This is a genomic window from Pseudomonas sp. MONT-RG-20F-20-E-7-02 (genome assembly GCF_022662395.1).
GTDB lineage: Bacteria > Pseudomonadota > Gammaproteobacteria > Pseudomonadales > Pseudomonadaceae > Aquipseudomonas.
Window position 1 is genome coordinate 164672 of record NZ_JAKNQN010000005.1, and the last position, 14780, is coordinate 179451.

Annotated in this window: 13 protein-coding genes and 1 pseudogene; 6 read left to right on the forward strand and 8 right to left on the reverse strand. The window is 61.0% G+C overall.

Features of this window, described 5'->3' with window-relative positions; translation table 11 throughout:
* Positions 1–207: 207 nt before the first annotated feature.
* The 3 genes and pseudogenes from L8I05_RS16450 to L8I05_RS16460 form a co-directional block, all read left to right on the forward strand.
* A pseudogene (locus tag L8I05_RS16450) lies at positions 208–447 on the forward strand (tetratricopeptide repeat protein); the annotation flags it as partial.
* A 283-nt stretch (positions 448–730) separates the two neighbouring features.
* On the forward strand, positions 731–2668 hold the full coding sequence (locus tag L8I05_RS16455) for a RecQ family ATP-dependent DNA helicase (protein WP_242170257.1): 1938 nt from the start codon (positions 731–733) through the stop codon (positions 2666–2668).
* Between the two features lie 23 nt (positions 2669–2691).
* Positions 2692–3123: a thioesterase family protein gene (locus tag L8I05_RS16460; RefSeq protein WP_177017223.1), complete on the forward strand. Its 432-nt coding sequence runs from the start codon at positions 2692–2694 to the stop codon at positions 3121–3123.
* A gap of 142 nt (positions 3124–3265) precedes the next feature.
* On the opposite strand, the gene L8I05_RS16465 is transcribed toward L8I05_RS16460, so the two are convergent.
* The 4 genes from L8I05_RS16465 to L8I05_RS16480 form a co-directional block, all read right to left on the reverse strand.
* Positions 3266–3745, reverse strand: a complete 480-nt coding sequence (locus tag L8I05_RS16465; RefSeq protein ID WP_012721700.1) for a YMGG-like glycine zipper-containing protein — start codon at positions 3743–3745, stop codon at positions 3266–3268.
* Between the two features lie 245 nt (positions 3746–3990).
* On the reverse strand, positions 3991–6339 hold the full coding sequence (locus L8I05_RS16470; protein WP_242170259.1) for an FdhF/YdeP family oxidoreductase: 2349 nt from the start codon (positions 6337–6339) through the stop codon (positions 3991–3993).
* The gene (fdhD, locus tag L8I05_RS16475; protein WP_242170262.1) at positions 6336–7175 is read right to left on the reverse strand and encodes a formate dehydrogenase accessory sulfurtransferase FdhD; all 840 of its coding nucleotides are present in this window, start codon (positions 7173–7175) and stop codon (positions 6336–6338) included. Before fdhD ends, L8I05_RS16470 begins: the two co-directional genes overlap by 4 nt.
* Before the next feature lie 97 nt (positions 7176–7272).
* Positions 7273–8160, reverse strand: a complete 888-nt coding sequence (locus tag L8I05_RS16480; RefSeq protein ID WP_242170264.1) for a LysR family transcriptional regulator — start codon at positions 8158–8160, stop codon at positions 7273–7275.
* A 130-nt stretch (positions 8161–8290) separates the two neighbouring features.
* Between L8I05_RS16480 and lysM the strand changes: the two genes are divergently transcribed.
* The gene (gene lysM / locus L8I05_RS16485; protein ID WP_177017227.1) at positions 8291–8731 is read left to right on the forward strand and encodes a peptidoglycan-binding protein LysM; all 441 of its coding nucleotides are present in this window, start codon (positions 8291–8293) and stop codon (positions 8729–8731) included.
* Positions 8732–8823: 92 nt separating this feature from the next.
* Here lysM and yrfG read toward each other — a convergent pair whose 3' ends face one another.
* Positions 8824–9486, reverse strand: a complete 663-nt coding sequence (yrfG, locus tag L8I05_RS16490; RefSeq protein WP_159953678.1) for a GMP/IMP nucleotidase — start codon at positions 9484–9486, stop codon at positions 8824–8826.
* 87 nt (positions 9487–9573) lie between these two features.
* On the opposite strand from yrfG, the gene nudE reads away from it, so the two are divergent.
* Positions 9574–10140, forward strand: a complete 567-nt coding sequence (gene nudE, locus L8I05_RS16495; RefSeq protein WP_242170267.1) for an ADP compounds hydrolase NudE — start codon at positions 9574–9576, stop codon at positions 10138–10140.
* Complete coding sequence (gene cysQ / locus L8I05_RS16500; RefSeq protein WP_159953680.1) at positions 10137–10973, forward strand: 3'(2'),5'-bisphosphate nucleotidase CysQ; 837 nt, start codon at positions 10137–10139, stop codon at positions 10971–10973. Before nudE ends, cysQ begins: the two co-directional genes overlap by 4 nt.
* Before the next feature lie 127 nt (positions 10974–11100).
* Here cysQ and L8I05_RS16505 read toward each other — a convergent pair whose 3' ends face one another.
* The 3 genes from L8I05_RS16505 to L8I05_RS16515 are packed head-to-tail and all read right to left on the reverse strand — an operon-like array spanning position 11101 to position 14773.
* Complete coding sequence (locus L8I05_RS16505) at positions 11101–11556, reverse strand: YiiD C-terminal domain-containing protein (RefSeq protein ID WP_159953681.1); 456 nt, start codon at positions 11554–11556, stop codon at positions 11101–11103.
* Positions 11557–11582: 26 nt separating this feature from the next.
* The gene (locus tag L8I05_RS16510) at positions 11583–12968 is read right to left on the reverse strand and encodes a sigma-54 dependent transcriptional regulator (protein WP_242170269.1); all 1386 of its coding nucleotides are present in this window, start codon (positions 12966–12968) and stop codon (positions 11583–11585) included.
* Positions 12965–14773 (reverse strand): ATP-binding protein, encoded by a 1809-nt coding sequence (locus tag L8I05_RS16515; protein ID WP_242170271.1) that lies wholly within the window; start codon positions 14771–14773, stop codon positions 12965–12967. The genes L8I05_RS16510 and L8I05_RS16515 overlap by 4 nt, the downstream gene beginning before the upstream one ends.
* Positions 14774–14780 lie beyond the last annotated feature (7 nt).

The following is a 14780-nucleotide window of genomic DNA, read 5'->3' on the forward strand; positions in this document are numbered from 1 at the left end:
ATTCGGGTGACCAAGCCCGGCCGCTTAATTTGCAGCGACGGAGCGAACCATAGAAGTGAGCGCTGTGTGGAGCAATAAACGCATGGTTTAAGTCGGTACGGTTCAGATCATTCCCATGCGAAGCGAACGATCATTTGCTTTCAGTGAGATGCATGACGCGGGCGCGTTATTTGGCAATGACGGCTTCACGGGACGGTGGGGGATTATCTGCTCAACGAAGTAAAACCGTTGCTGGATGACAGCGTGGCGGTCACGGCTGTGGCTGTCAGCTCTTCCGCACAGGCCGATGCGAAGCGTCTGAACCTGCAAGGTGAGGCGGCCTACCAAGCTGGCAAGCTCGACCAGGCGATTGACCTGTTCCGCCAGGCCATCGACCTGGACAATGGCTTCGGTAAGGCCTACGGCAACCTCGGCCTTGCCTATCAGAAAGCCGGCAACACCGCTGATCCGGTTTAACACAGCAGTAAAAATGTGGGAGCGGGCTTGCCCGCGATGTCGGTGGTTCAGTTGATACTTGGGTCGACTGATACACCGCCATCGCAGGCAAGCCAGCTCCCACATTTGGTTTGTGTTCTTCTCACGAAATCGAGTGAACAATCCTACTTCGGCCCAAGGCCATCCCCCAGCCTGTGTATCATCCTGTCTCTTTTTTCCTTGCGACCTTTCTCGATTCGCTGAGCGTGCTGGTCTATGTTTTGGGCTCGTTCAGCGGTCAATGGAGTGACAGCTTATGCACAACACCCTCCAACAGGTCTTTGGTTATCCACAGTTTCGTTTGGGCCAGGAAGAAGCGGTCAGCGCCGTACTGGCCGGTCGTTCGGCCGCCGCTATCTTTCCTACCGGCTCGGGCAAGTCGTTGTGTTATCAGCTGTCTGCAGTGCTGCTGCCGCACCTGACACTGGTGGTGTCGCCGTTGTTGGCGTTGATGCAGGACCAACTGGGTTTCCTGCAGCGCCACGGTATTTCGGCGGGCAGTATCGATTCGGCGCAGAGCCGCGAAGACGCCAATGACGTCATGGCCCGTGCGCGTTCGGGCGAGTTGAAAATCCTGATGATTTCCGTGGAGCGTTTGAAGAACGAGCGCTTCCGTAACTTTCTGCAAAGCGTGCAGATCTCGCTGCTGGTGGTGGATGAGGCGCACTGTATTTCCGAGTGGGGCCACAACTTCCGTCCGGATTATTTGAAGCTGCCGGACTACCAGCGCCAGTTCAATATCCCACAAGCCTTGTTGCTAACGGCTACAGCCACGCCCAAGGTGATTGCCGACATGCAGGCGAAGTTCGCCATTGCACCGGAGGATGTGATCACCACGGGCTTCTACCGGCCCAATCTCAACCTGCTGGTAGAGCCGGTGAGCGGCCACGACAAACGTCGGCGACTGGTCGAATGGATGAGCGAGCGCGCTAACCAGCCGAGCATCGTCTACGTCACCCTGCAGAAAACCGCCGAGCAGATTGCCGAACACTTGAACCGCAACGGCATCCAGGCCGAGGCCTATCACGCCGGTTTGCCCCACGATAAGCGCGAGGGCATCCAGCAGCGCTTTATGGGCGGGCGCTCCAATTGCATCGTCGCCACCATCGCATTCGGTATGGGCATCGATAAAAGTGACATCCGCAATGTGGTGCACTTCGACTTGCCTAAATCCATCGAGAACTACAGCCAGGAAATTGGCCGCGCCGGGCGTGACGGGCAGCCGTCCGATTGCCTGGTGCTGGCCAACCGCGACAGCCTCAATGTGCTGGAAAACTTTGTGTATGGCGACACGCCGGAGCAGGAGGGCATTCTTCGTGTGCTCAATGAGTTGCAGGCTGCGCGGGGCGAGGCGCAGTGGGAGTTCTTGCTGAGGTCGCTGTCAGACCACAGCAACATCCGCGAACTGCCGCTGAAGACCCTGCTGGTGCAGTTGGAGCTCAAGGGTGTGATCGCGCCGCGCTACGCGTTTTATGCCGAATACCGCTTCAAGTACCTGATTGAACCCGAGGCCTTGCTGGCGCGCTTTTCCGGTGAACGGCAGCAGTTTGTCGCGGCCATTATCCAGGTGTGCAACCGCGCCAGGACTTGGGCGACCGTGGATTTCGACGCGTTGTACCAGCAACACAATGCCGAGCGCAGCCGTGTGGTTAAAGCGCTGGATTACTTCCAGGAACAGGGCCTGATCGAGCTGGAAAGCAAGCAGATGACCGAGGTCTACAGCGTGTTGAACGCCGATTTTGACCCGCAGGCGTTGAGCGCCGAGTTATACACAGGCTTCAAGCAGCACGAGGTCGGTGAGGTGGCGCGGATTCACGCCATGCTTGATCTTTTCGCCACCGAACATTGCCTTGGGCAGCGTCTGGCCAAGTACTTTGGTGATGAACAGGCACCCCAGCGTTGCGGGCATTGTTCGGTGTGCCATGGCCAGGTTGCACACTTACCGCCGCCTCCGAGCCTGCCGCCGCTTGTGGATAAAAACTTCATGGGGCTGTGCGGTGATTTTATCCACAGGCATCATGAACACACCGGGAGCCTGCCCGGTGCGGAACGGCTGACGCGATTTCTGGGGGGTATCAGCGTGCCGTTGTTTACCAAGCTCAAAGCGCGCGGCATTCCGGGTTTTGCCGCGCTGGAGGACTACCCCTACGCCGAGGTGCGTGAGTGGGCTGAAGCCCATTTGAATGATCTATAAACCCACTTTGACGAGACCTGCGAATGCCTGACTCTATGCCGTTGCGCGCCGATTACCGTCACTTCCAGCCGATCATCACGCGTTGGCACGACAACGATGTGTATGGCCATGTGAATAACGTGACCTACTACAGCTTCTTCGACACGGCGGTGAATACCTACCTGATTGAAGAGGGCGGTTTGGATATTCATGACGGGGAAGTGGTGGGCTTTGTGGTGAGTTCGGCGTGCGATTACTTCGCGTCGATCGCGTTTCCTGATCGCCTGGAAATTGGCCTGCGGGTGGGCAAGCTGGGCAACAGCTCGGTGCAGTATGAGTTGGCGGTGTTCAAGTCTGGCGAGGAGGACGCCTGCGCGGCGGGGCGCTTTGTGCATGTGTTCGTGGACCGGGCGTCGAACCAGCCGGTGACGATTCCGGGGAGATTGCGTGAGGCGCTGCAGCGGTTGGTGGTGTAATACAACTTTTGTGATCGGCGAAAATCACTGTGGGAGCTGGCTTGCCTGCGATAACGGTGGGTCAGGGTTGGATGTGCTCCCTGACACTACGCTATCGCGGGCAAGCCCGCTCCCACATTGGTCCAGCAGTGTGCTCTAGACCTTACCGATGACGGTAGTGGTGCTTGTTCTTGCGATGCCCATACGCATGCCCGCGGCCACGATGGTCATCACGGTCATAGCGACGGTTATCCCGGCCGCGATAACGGCGGTCATCGTCATCACTCTTGTTGCCCATGTAGTTGCCCAGCGCACCGCCTGCGCCACCGCCGGCGGCTGCGCCGATCAGGCTGCCGGTGTTGCCGCCCATGCTGCGGCCCACCACGTTGCCACCGGCTGCGCCGAGGGCGCCGCCAATAGCGGCTTCGCCACGGCTGCGCTTGTCGGCGCCAACGGCACTGCCGCCTGCGCCGCCCAGGGCTGCACCGATGGCCGAACCGGTGTTACCACCGATTTGCTGGCCCACTACCGAACCTAAAACCCCGCCCAATGCGCCGCCCACACCGGCTTCGGTGGTGCCACCGGCCATGGCTGCGCCACTGACCAGGCCAAGGGACAACAAGAGAATCGAGGAGAACTTCATAGAGAGACCTCAAGAGGATGACGGCGCGATCCTGAGGTTGTATCGATACGCTGACAATCGAAAACCGACCAGTGGTATGAGTTGTATACAATTTGCTAAGTTGCTGTTTTGTATAGGGAACTTAAGTCATTTTTGCGAGTCTTTAACTACTTCGGAACGGCCGCTTTTATGCAAAAGCGGCCTTTTTTGTGCCTTGGATTTTTATTAGTCATGGCGAGCGGCTTGTTATGGCGAGCGGGTCTCGGTCAGGCCGAACGCGCCATGATCAAGCCGGTCGCGCTCGCCGCTTCCAAACGAATCGCCACAAACTTCGACGTCGGCGTATGGCTGCCATCCCCGGTGCTTTCCAATGGCACCAATGGGTTCACTTCCGGGTAATAAGCCGCCGCCTGCCCCGCTGGAATATCAAATGCCAGCAAGGTGAAGCCTTTGACGCGGCGCTCACGACCGTCTTCCCACAGCGACACGATGTCGGCCTTCTGCCCCGGCTTGAAGCCCAGGCGGATGATGTCGGCTTCGTTGACGAACAGCACGTCACGCTGACCTTTCACGCCACGGTAGCGGTCGTCCAGGCCGTAAATGGTGGTGTTGTACTGATCGTGGGAGCGCATCGACTGCATGATCAAATCCGGCACGCGGCCCGTGGCGTGGGTGCGTTCGTGAATCAGGTCCTTGGGCAGCACGTTCGGGCGGAAGTTTGCGCGGCCCGACGGGGTATTCCAGCGGCGTGCGCCAGCAGAGTTGCCCAGGTAGAAGCCGCCCGGGTTTTTGATCTTCTCGTTGAAGTCTTTGAAGCCTGGAATGGTGTCGGCGATCAGGTCGCGGATGCGCCCATAGTCGGCCACCAGCCAGTTCCAATCCACCGGTTTGCTGCCCAGGGTCGCGGCGGCAATGCCTGCCAGGATGGCCGGCTCGGATTTCATCAGCTTCGACAGCGGCTGCAATTGACCGTTGGAGCCGTGCACCATGCTGAACGAGTCTTCCACGGTAACGGCTTGCGGGCCGTCGGCCTGGATATCGATGTCGGTACGGCCCAGGCACGGCAGGATCAGCGCGTCTTTACCGTGCATCAAATGGCTGCGGTTGAGCTTGGTGCTGATCTGCACGGTCAGGTCGCAGCTGCGCAATGCTTCAAAGGTGCGCGGGCTGTCCGGCGTGGCTTGGGCGAAGTTGCCGCCCAGGCCGATAAACACTTTGGAGCGGCCTTCCAGCATCGCGTGGATCGCTTCGACCACGTTGTGGCCATTGTGGCGCGGCACCTGAAACTGGAAGCGACGTTCCAGGGAATCGAGAAACGCCACCGGTGGGCGTTCGTTGATGCCCATGGTGCGGTCGCCCTGCACGTTACTGTGGCCACGCACCGGGCACAGGCCGGCGCCTGGGCGGCCGATGTTGCCGCGCAGCAGCATCAGGTTGGCGATTTCCTGGATGGTCGGCACCGAGTGGCGATGCTGAGTGATGCCCATCGCCCAGCACATGATCACGTTTTTGCCTTTGGCGTACATGCGCGCCGCTTGCTCGATTTCCACCAGGGTCAGGCCGGACTGCGAGACGATTTCATCCCACGAGGTGTCGTCGATCTGGCCGAGGTAATCCAGCACATTAGCCGTGTGTTCGTTGAGGAAGTCGTGGTCGAACACGGCCTCTTTGCCTTCGGCCTGGGCCTGGCGCTCCCACAGCAACAGGAATTTGGCCATGCCGCGCAGGATGGCCATGTCGCCACCCAACGCCGGGCGGAAGTAGGCGGTGTTGGTCGGTTTGTCGCCGTTGGTGAGCATTTCCAGCGGGTGTTGCGGGTGCTGGAAGCGTTCCAAACCACGCTCTTTCAGCGGGTTGATGCACACCACCTGGGCGCCGCGTTTAACCGCTTCACGCAGCGGTTCGAGCATGCGCGGGTGGTTGGTGCCGGGGTTCTGGCCCCACACGAAAATTGCATCGGCGTGTTCGAAGTCATCAAAGGTCACGGTGCCTTTGCCCACACCCACGCTTTGCGCCAGGGCTACGCCGCTGGCTTCGTGGCACATGTTCGAGCAGTCCGGGAAGTTGTTGGTGCCGTAGGCGCGTACGAACAACTGATACAGGTACGCCGCTTCGTTGCTGGCGCGGCCCGAGGTGTAGAACTCGGCCATGTCCGGGCTTGGCAGGGCGTTGAGGTGTTTGCCGACCAGATCAAACGCCGCTTCCCAGCTGATGGGCTGATAGCGGTCGGTCTCGGCGTCATACCGCATCGGCTCGGTCAGGCGGCCCTGGTATTCCAGCCAATAGTCGCTCTGCTCCAGCAACGCGGTGACGCTGTGCTTGGCAAAAAATGCCGCGTCCACACGACGTTTGGTGGCTTCCCAGTTGACCGCCTTGGCGCCGTTTTCGCAGAACTTAACCATGCCGCTTTCCGGCGAGTCGCCCCAGGCGCAGCCCGGGCAGTCGAAGCCGCCGTTCTGGTTGGTCTTGAGCATCATGCGCAGGTTTTTCAGCGCGTTGTCGCTGGTCAGCCAGGCCTGCGCCACGCTGATCAATGCACCCCAGCCGCCCGCCGGGCCTTTGTAGGGCTTATAGCGCGGGGTCGGGGTTTGGTCGGCTTGATGATGCTGGCTCATGGCTGGTTCTCCATCGCAGGGCTGTAGACCCGCGGCGCACTTTTCTGCGGCAGGTGGATGAGATTGAGGTTGTGCCGGCGAGCCCATTGCAGGGCCAGGCCGGTGGGCGACGACAGGCTGACCAAGGTCTGGATGCCTGCGCGCAGAACTTTTTGGATCAATTCGAGGCTGCAGCGGCTGGTGACAATCGCCAGGCCGCCGTCGGTCGGAATCTTTTGGCGGATCAGCGCACCGATCAATTTATCCAAGGCGTTATGCCGGCCGATGTCTTCGCGGCCCATCAGCAATTCGCCCTGGTTGTTCATAAACACCGCTGCGTGCACCGCGCCGCTGTATTGGCCCAAAGGCTGGAAAGCACTGATGCGCTGGCGCAGGCCATCAAGCCATTCGGCGGGCGGCAATGGCGCGCCGGGCAGCACTTCAAGATTCGGTAGCGCTTGTTCTACCGCTTCAACACCGCATAACCCGCAACCGCTGGTGCCGGCCAATTGGCGGCGTTGCTGCTTGAGGTTCCAGAACGCGCGGCTCGATATCTGCACCTGAGCGTACTGGGTTGAGCCTGAACCGCTGAGTTTCAGATCATAAATGTCGCTAACGTCGGCGATAATGCCGCTGCCGATGCTGAAGCCCACAATGAAGTCTTCAAGGTCCGTCGGCGTCACCAGCATCACGGCCTGGCTGATGTCGTTGTAGGCAATCGCCAACGCCACTTCTTCCGCCAACGCAGTGCTGGCGACTTCTGTGTGTTCAAGATTGCAAAACTGGTAGCTCTGGGCGGCGGCGGGCGCGGGCGTTTCAAGGGCGGGCGCCGCGCAGACTGGGCGCTTGGCGTTCATGGGGCAGTACCACCGGCGGATTGATCAGTGTTTAGACTAGGCGCGACAAAGGGTCGCGTCTAATTGCCAGTACTGATCTACCGATAGATGGCGTCGATCAAGGCTCTTGCTGCGATTTTTGAAACAACGCAAAACAGGCTTCCGCCAGCGCCGATCGGGGTGCGCTGCGGCGCATGATCAGCCCCAGGCGCGCCAGCGTGTGAGCGTCTTCAATGGGTTGCAGGCGCAGGTGCTCGGTGAGGGCGTCGAGGCCGCCGTCCAGTGGCATTACGGCGCAGCACAGGCCGCCGTGCACGGCTTGTAACAATTGATGCACCGCATCGGTTTGCAGCAACGGCTGCGGGTTGAGCCCACGGCTGTGGAAGTTGTGGTCGATGGACTGGCGAAAGTGCATGCCGCTGGTGAGCATGCCCAGGGGCAGTTCGATCAATGCTTCCCAGCTCAACGGTTTGTCGCCGAAGCTGAAAAACCGTTGGTCGTAGAGCAGGCCCATGCGCGTCTCGCTCAAGGCCAGCGAGTCGAAGCGCTCGTTGTCCAGGCGCTCCAGGTAGGACACGCCCAGGTCGAGGCGATTGCTCGCCAGCTGTTCAAGAATTTGCTCGGAGCTTAATGCCGAGAGTTCAAAGCGTAGGCTCGGGTGCTCTTTATGCAGTTGTTGCATCAGCGCCAATGGATCGAAGCTCGACAGCGGCACCACGCCCAGGCGCAACGTACCGACCAAATTGCCGCGACAGGCTGCCGCTTCGGCCAGCAAACCGTCATAAGCCGCCAGCACGGTGCGTGCCCACGCCAATACCCGTTCGCCCGGCGCGGTAAAACCTTCGAAGCGCTGGCCGCGATTGACCAGCGGCAAGTCCAGCTCTTCTTCCAGGTTGCGCAGGCGCATCGACAGGGTCGGCTGGGTGATGTGACAACGCGCTGCCGCCTGGCCGAAGTGGCGGGTCTCGTCGAGGGCGATGAGGAATTTCAGCTGTTTGATGTCCATCTTCGCTCCGGGCTTATTCCAATGGCGGGGGATTCTAGCGCGTTTGGGTCTTTGGTCGGTCCGGAACCCGAGTCTGCAGGACTGGTCTAGTCTTGGGCATCTGGAACTTAAATCCCAAGGAGAGCGCACCATGAGTATTTTTAGCTTTGTTAAGGAAGCGGGCGAGAAGCTGATTGATCTGTTGACGCCGGGTAATGCCAACGCGAGTGATGAGTTGAAAAAGCACATCAGCGCTGTCGGGCTTGGAAACCCGAATATTACTGCCACCGTTGATGGCGACAAGGTCACCGTGAAGGGTGAAGTCGCCACTCAGGAAGAGAAAGAGAAAATCATCCTGGCTGCAGGCAACATCGCCGGAGTTGGCAGTGTAGAAGACCAGATTACTGTGTCTGGCCCGGCCGTGGCTGCCGCACGTTTTGTAGTCGTGAAAAAAGGCGACACCCTCAGCGCGATTTCCCTGGCGGTGTATGGCAACGCCAACCAGTACAACAAAATCTTTGAGGCCAATAAGCCGCTGCTTAAAGATGTGAATAAAATTTACCCAGGGCAGACATTGCGTATTCCTGAGTGAGGCCTCTTACCGAGTGATGGCAATCGCGGGCAAGCCCGCTCCCACAGGAGAGTGCATTCCAAATGTGGGAGCGGGCTTGCCCGCGATGCGATCTAGAGGCCGACAATCAGGTCCCTGTAATCCCCAACCGCCGCAAATTCCGCCGTGTCTTTTGGCCCCTTCTTGCTGTCCGGTTCCTTCACCGCCAGCAAATGCCCCACGCCAAACTCCCGGGCACTGCGCAAGATCGGCAAGGTGTCATCGATAAACAGGCTGCGGGCCGGGTCGAAGTGGATGTCGGCTTGCAGGGCTGCCCAGAACTGCGGGTTTTCCTTGGGAAAGCCGTAGTCGTGGGAGCTGATCAACCGCTCGAAATACGGCGCCAGTTCAATGCGTTCCAACTTCAGCGACAGCGAATCACGGTGCGCGTTGGTGATCAGGATCACGCGCTTGCCGGCCTGTTTGATTGCCGCCAGAAACGTATCCGCGTCCGGGCGCAGGGCGATCAGGTGGGCGGTTTCCAACTTGAGTTCGCGCACCGGAATGTTCAGCTCGGTGCTCCAGAAATCCAGGCAATACCATTGCAACTGTCCGGCGTTACGCTCGAACAGCGGCTGCAACTCCAGCTCGGCCATGGCCCGGCTCACCCCGTGCAGCTCGGCGTAGCGTTGGGGCAAGTGCTCCATCCAGAAATGGTTGTCGAAATGCAGATCGAGCAAGGTGCCGTCCATGTCCAGCAAGACGGTGTCGATGGCGTGCCAGTTCAAAGAGGGCATGGTGCGTTCTCATGTAAGTAAAGATATCCGACACAGACAATCGGAAAAGCCACGGTATAGTAACCCGATCACGCCAAGGAGCCGCTTATGCGCCAGAAACCCACCGTACTCGCCCGCGAAATAGTCGCCAGTAGCCGTTTGTTCCGCGTGGAGGAAGTGCAATTGCGCTTTTCCAATGGCGTTGAACGTACCTACGAGCGCCTGGTGGGCCGCGGTGCCGGCTACGGCGCGGTGATGATCGTGGCGATGATCGATGATGAGCATGCGTTGCTGGTGGAAGAGTATTGCGGTGGCACTGACGAATACGAGTTGTCGCTGCCCAAGGGCCTGATCGAGCCCGGCGAAGACGTGCTGGCGGCTGCTGACCGTGAACTCAAGGAAGAAGCCGGCTATGGCGCGCGGCAGTTGGAACACATCACCGAACTGTCGTTGTCACCGGGCTACATGAGCCAGAAAATCCAGGTGGTGCTGGCCACCGATTTGTATGAAGAACGCCTGGAAGGCGACGAGCCCGAACCGATGCGCGTGGAGCGGGTCAACCTGCGCGAGTTGTCGCAACTGGCGCAGAACGAGCAATTCAGCGAAGGCCGCGCCCTGGCCGCACTGTATCTGGTACGAGACCTGTTGACCCAGCGTGGAGCGTTTAGCGCATGAGCGAACTGTTTTTAGGCCACCCGTTTATTGCCCCTGTGATTGAGCTGGCGCGTCAGGCTGGTGAAGTGATCCTGCCGTACTGGCGTGCGGATGTGGCGGTCACCTCCAAGGCTGATGATTCGCCGGTGACGGCGGCGGACCTGGCCGCTCACCACCTGATTCTGGCGGGCCTTACCGCGCTTGATCCGAGTATTCCGGTGCTGTCCGAAGAGGATGCGGACATCGATCAGAGCGTGCGCGCAGGCTGGCAGCGCTGGTGGCTGGTGGACCCGTTGGATGGCACCAAGGAATTTATCTCCGGCAGCGAAGAGTTCACCGTCAACATCGCCCTGATCGAGCAAGGCCGCGTGGTGTTTGGCGTGGTGTCGATGCCCACCAGCGGCCGCTGCTACTTCGGTGGCGCGGGCCTGGGAGCCTGGCGTTCGGATGTGAGCGAAGCGCCCAAGCAGATTCAAGTGCGCCAAACCCCGGCAGCGGGCGAAGCCTTTACCGTGGTGGCCAGTCGTCGCCATACCAGCCCGGAACAGGAGCGCCTGCTGGACGGCCTGAGCGAAGGGCTTGGGGAACTGAAACTGGCGAATATCGGCAGCTCGCTGAAATTCTGCCTGTTGGCCGAAGGCAGCGCCGATTGCTACCCGCGTTTGGCGCCGACTTCGCAGTGGGACACCGCAGCGGCTCAGGGTGTGCTGGAGGGCGCCGGGGGCGAAGTGTTGGAGTTGAGTGGCGAGCCGTTCAGCTACCCGGCGCGGGAATCACTGTTGAACCCGTTCTTTTTGGCGTTGCCGGCCAAGGCCGCGTGGCGGGAGCGATTGCTGAACCTGGCTCGTTCTTAAGGCCTCAAAAAATCAAACTGTGGGAGCTGGCTTGCCTGCGATAGCGATCTGACAGTCACCGCTTGAGTGACTGATCTACCGCTATCGCAGGCAAGCCAGCTCCCACAGTTATTTTAAATTGTAGGTTCTAGCGGTGCAGGACGTACTGCCCGCTAAACGCCACCGCCCGTTCCTCACTGCCCTCATTCACGATCCACGTCTCCAGCGTCAACCGCGCGCGGCCATAACGTTTATACGTCGCCACAAAGCGCTTCCACACCTTCTCCTCCGGCGCCTGGCACACCACCGTCGCATCCCGCGTGACCGGCAGCGGGTAGCTGATCTGCCCTTCCTGAATCACGATATGCCCATCTTCAATGCCTTCTTCACGCAATTGCAGGTGCAGCCAACCCCAGCCCGCCAGCACTGCGCCGCAATACAGGCTGCCGCCAAACATCGTGCTCTTATGGTTGATATTGGCCTGCAAGGGCAGGTGCAACTGCAGTTGGCCGTGTTGCCAGTCGAGCACCTTGAGGCCCATTTCCCGGGTGAGCGGGATGTCGTGGTGAAGGATGGATTCCAGGTAACGGCTGTCGCGGCTCATGGTGGCCTCTTGGCGAGTGGGCGGGGTCATTCGTCGTCAGTGCTTTGGCTGGCGCTGTCGGCGAAGTTCAGGCCGTGCTTGCGCAGTTTGTCGTGCAGGGTTTTGCGCGGTATGCCCAAGGCTTCGGCGAGGCTGCGCACCGAGCTGTGGGGTCGCGTCAGTTCGGCGGCGATCAGGCTTTTTTCGAACTGCTCGACTTGCTCGCTCAAGCCGCCAGTGGTTGACGTCAGCACGCCCGCGGCGGGGTTGTCCGCCGTGGCATCCAGTGCCAATTCCAGCCCAAGCGCAAAGCGCTCCGCTGCATTTTGCAGTTCGCGCACATTGCCCGGCCAGTTGTGGCGCAACAGCAGCGCACGCTGGCCCGGTTGCAATTCGTGCAACGGCAGGCCGTGGCGGCTGCTGGCTTCGTCGGCGAAATGCTGGAACAGCATCAGCGCATCTTCACCGCGCTCACGCAGTGGCGGAATGCGCAGCGGCGCGACATTGAGGCGGTAATACAAGTCGGCACGGAAACGGCCCTGGTCGGCAGCCTGGCGCAGGTCTTCCTTGGTGGCGGCGATAATGCGGATGTCCAGCGGTATCAGCTGATTGCCGCCCAGTCGCTCCACCACGCGCTCCTGCAACAGGCGCAGCAGTTTGACCTGCACATCCAGGCTCATGCTTTCGATTTCATCCAGGAACAGCGTGCCGCCGTTGGCGAATTCGAACTTGCCGATACGGCGTTTCTGCGCGCCAGTAAAGGCGCCTGGCTCGTGGCCGAACAGCTCGCTTTCGACCACCGATTCCGCCAGCGCGCCGGCGTTGATCGCCACAAACGGGCCGCTGCGCCGGCTCGACAAGTCGTGCAGCGCGCGGGCCACCACTTCTTTACCGGCGCCGGTTTCGCCGAGGATCAGCACGTCGGCACGCGTGGCGGCCAGGGCGCCGATCTGCTCGCGCAGGCGCAGCATTTGCGGCGAGTGCCCGACCAGGCGCGTGCTCAATTGCTGGCGGTCGCTGAGGGCCAGGCGCAGGCTGCGGTTGTCCAGCACCAACCGGCGCAGGGCCAGGGCGCGGCGCACGCTGTCGAGCAGGGCGTCGCTGGCGAAGGGTTTTTCGAGAAAGTCATAGGCACCGGCGCGCATCGCCTGCACCGCCAGCGGCACATCGCCGTGGCCGGTGATCAACAGCACCGGCAGCTCCGGGTCCTGGCCGTGCAGCTCGGCGAGCAGCTCCAGGCCGTCCATGCCGGGCATGCGGATGTCGCTGACCACCACGCCCGGCCAGTCGCGGGACAGGCGCGCAGTGAGGCCGGTGGCTTCGCCCAGGGTCAGGACTTTCAGCCCGGCCAGGTCCAGGGTCTGGCACAGGGCCTGACGCAGGTGTGGATCGTCGTCGATCAACACCACCTGAATCTGGTTATCGATACTCATACACTGCGGTCCTCGGACGGTTGCAGACTGACGCCCGGCGAGCCGGCACGCAATTTCAAGGTTAACAGCGCGCCACCTTCCTTGTGGTTGGCGAACAGCAATTCGCCGCCAAAAGCACGCATCAGCGTGTCACAAATTGCCAGCCCGAGCCCAAGGCCCTGGGTGCGCGTCTTGGTGGTGTAGAACGGCTCGCTGGCGCGGCCCAGGGCTTCCATGCAAAAGCCCGGGCCGTTGTCGCGAATGTACAGGTTGACGCCCTGTTCGGTAGTTTCGGCACTCAGCCACAGTTTGCGCGGCGGGCCTTTTTCGGTGAGGGCGTCGAGGGCGTTGGCCAGCAGGTTGCCGAGCACCTGGCGCAGGCGGGTTTCGCCGGCTTGCACCCACAGGGTGGCTTCCGGCAGGTCGCGGATCAATTCGACTTCCATCGACCGCCGCCGCTTGGCCAGCAACGCCAGCGCGTCATCCAGCGCCGGCTGCAGGGCCACGCTTTCCGGGGCGTGACGGTCGCGCCGGGCGAACGCACGCAAGTGCGCGATGATCGAGGCCATGCGTCCGGTCAGTTCGCTGATCAGCTTGAGGTTGCCGCGGGCGTCGTTGGTGCGCTCATGGTCGAGCAGAATCTCGGCGTTCTCCGCGTAGCTGCGAATCGCCGCAAGAGGCTGGTTGAGTTCGTGGCTGATACTCGCCGACATGGTGCCCAGCGCGGACAGTTTGCCGGCCTGCACCAGGTCATCCTGGGCGCGCACCAGCTCCTGTTGTGCGTGTTCGCGCTCGAGTACTTCCTGTTTGAGGCGACGGTTAAGGCCTTCCAGGTCACTGGTGCGCTCGATCACGCGCGCTTCCAGTTCGCGGCGGGCCTTGGCTTCGAAGGCGATGCGTTCCAGGTAATGCCGACGGCGCTGCATCATCAAGCCCAGCAGCAACATCAGTACCAGCAAGGTGGCGCCGCCGACGGCCACCACGGTGCGCACCGGGCGGCTGATCAGCGAGCGCGGCGCGAGAATTTCCACGTTCCAGCCGGTTTCGGCAATGGCCGTGGATTGGCGCAGCCAGGCCGTGGTGCTCAGCGCCAGTGGCTGCGGGTCGCGTGTGGGGTAAGGTTGAATGGCGATGATCGCCTGGCGTTCTTCGGCGGTCAGTGGCCGGGTGGCGCGGAATCGCCATTGCGGGCGCGACGTAAGGATCACCACGCCGTTGTGGTCGGTCACCAGCAGTTGTTCGGGGGTGTTGCCCCACAGGCTTTCGGTGTGGTCCAGGTCGACCTTGACCACCAGCACGCCGATGATTTTGTCGCCGTCACGCACGGCGGCCGCAAAGAAGTAGCCGCGTTTGGCTGACGTGGTGCCCAAACCGAAAAACCGCCCCAGGCGCCCGGCCATGGCTTCACTGAAGTACGGACGGAAAGAAAAATTGCGCCCGACAAAGCTGTCCTGTTTATCCCAGTTGGAGGCGGCGAGGGTCTTGCCGGTGGTGTCCATCAGGTACATCACTTCCACCCCGGCCTGGGCGGCGACGTCCTTGAGCAGCAGGTTGGCGTTGGTCAGGTTGGTGCTGACGTGGGGCGCATCCAGCGCGGTACGCAGGGCCGGCAGGTCGCCGAGAATCTGCGGCAGTACTTCATAGCGGTGCAAGGTGCCGAGCAGGTTGGCCACGTACAGGTCGAGGGTCTGGCGGTTTTGCCCGGCCAGTTCGCTGCGGTAATAGCGCTCGGCCAAGTGCTCCAGCGGCCACAGCAACGGTGCCAGGCACAACGCCAACAGGGCGAGGCTGCGCCAGCGGGGTCTTCGCGGAAGGGGTGGAGTCATGGGAGAT

Excerpts from the sequence above, each read along its gene's own strand:
- fdhD (WP_242170262.1), bottom strand. The coding sequence starts at position 7,175 with ATGAACGCCAAGCGCCCAGTCTGCGCGGCGCCCGCCCTTGAAACGCCC.
- yrfG (WP_159953678.1), bottom strand. The coding sequence starts at position 9,486 with ATGCCCTCTTTGAACTGGCACGCCATCGACACCGTCTTGCTGGACATG.
- L8I05_RS16515 (WP_242170271.1), bottom strand. The coding sequence starts at position 14,773 with ATGACTCCACCCCTTCCGCGAAGACCCCGCTGGCGCAGCCTCGCCCTG.
- nudE (WP_242170267.1), top strand. The coding sequence starts at position 9,574 with ATGCGCCAGAAACCCACCGTACTCGCCCGCGAAATAGTCGCCAGTAGC.
- lysM (WP_177017227.1), top strand. The coding sequence starts at position 8,291 with ATGAGTATTTTTAGCTTTGTTAAGGAAGCGGGCGAGAAGCTGATTGAT.
- L8I05_RS16480 (WP_242170264.1), bottom strand. The coding sequence starts at position 8,160 with ATGGACATCAAACAGCTGAAATTCCTCATCGCCCTCGACGAGACCCGC.
- L8I05_RS16455 (WP_242170257.1), top strand. The coding sequence starts at position 731 with ATGCACAACACCCTCCAACAGGTCTTTGGTTATCCACAGTTTCGTTTG.
- cysQ (WP_159953680.1), top strand. The coding sequence starts at position 10,137 with ATGAGCGAACTGTTTTTAGGCCACCCGTTTATTGCCCCTGTGATTGAG.
- L8I05_RS16510 (WP_242170269.1), bottom strand. The coding sequence starts at position 12,968 with ATGAGTATCGATAACCAGATTCAGGTGGTGTTGATCGACGACGATCCA.
- L8I05_RS16505 (WP_159953681.1), bottom strand. The coding sequence starts at position 11,556 with ATGAGCCGCGACAGCCGTTACCTGGAATCCATCCTTCACCACGACATC.
- L8I05_RS16470 (WP_242170259.1), bottom strand. The coding sequence starts at position 6,339 with ATGAGCCAGCATCATCAAGCCGACCAAACCCCGACCCCGCGCTATAAG.
- L8I05_RS16465 (WP_012721700.1), bottom strand. The coding sequence starts at position 3,745 with ATGAAGTTCTCCTCGATTCTCTTGTTGTCCCTTGGCCTGGTCAGTGGC.
- L8I05_RS16460 (WP_177017223.1), top strand. The coding sequence starts at position 2,692 with ATGCCTGACTCTATGCCGTTGCGCGCCGATTACCGTCACTTCCAGCCG.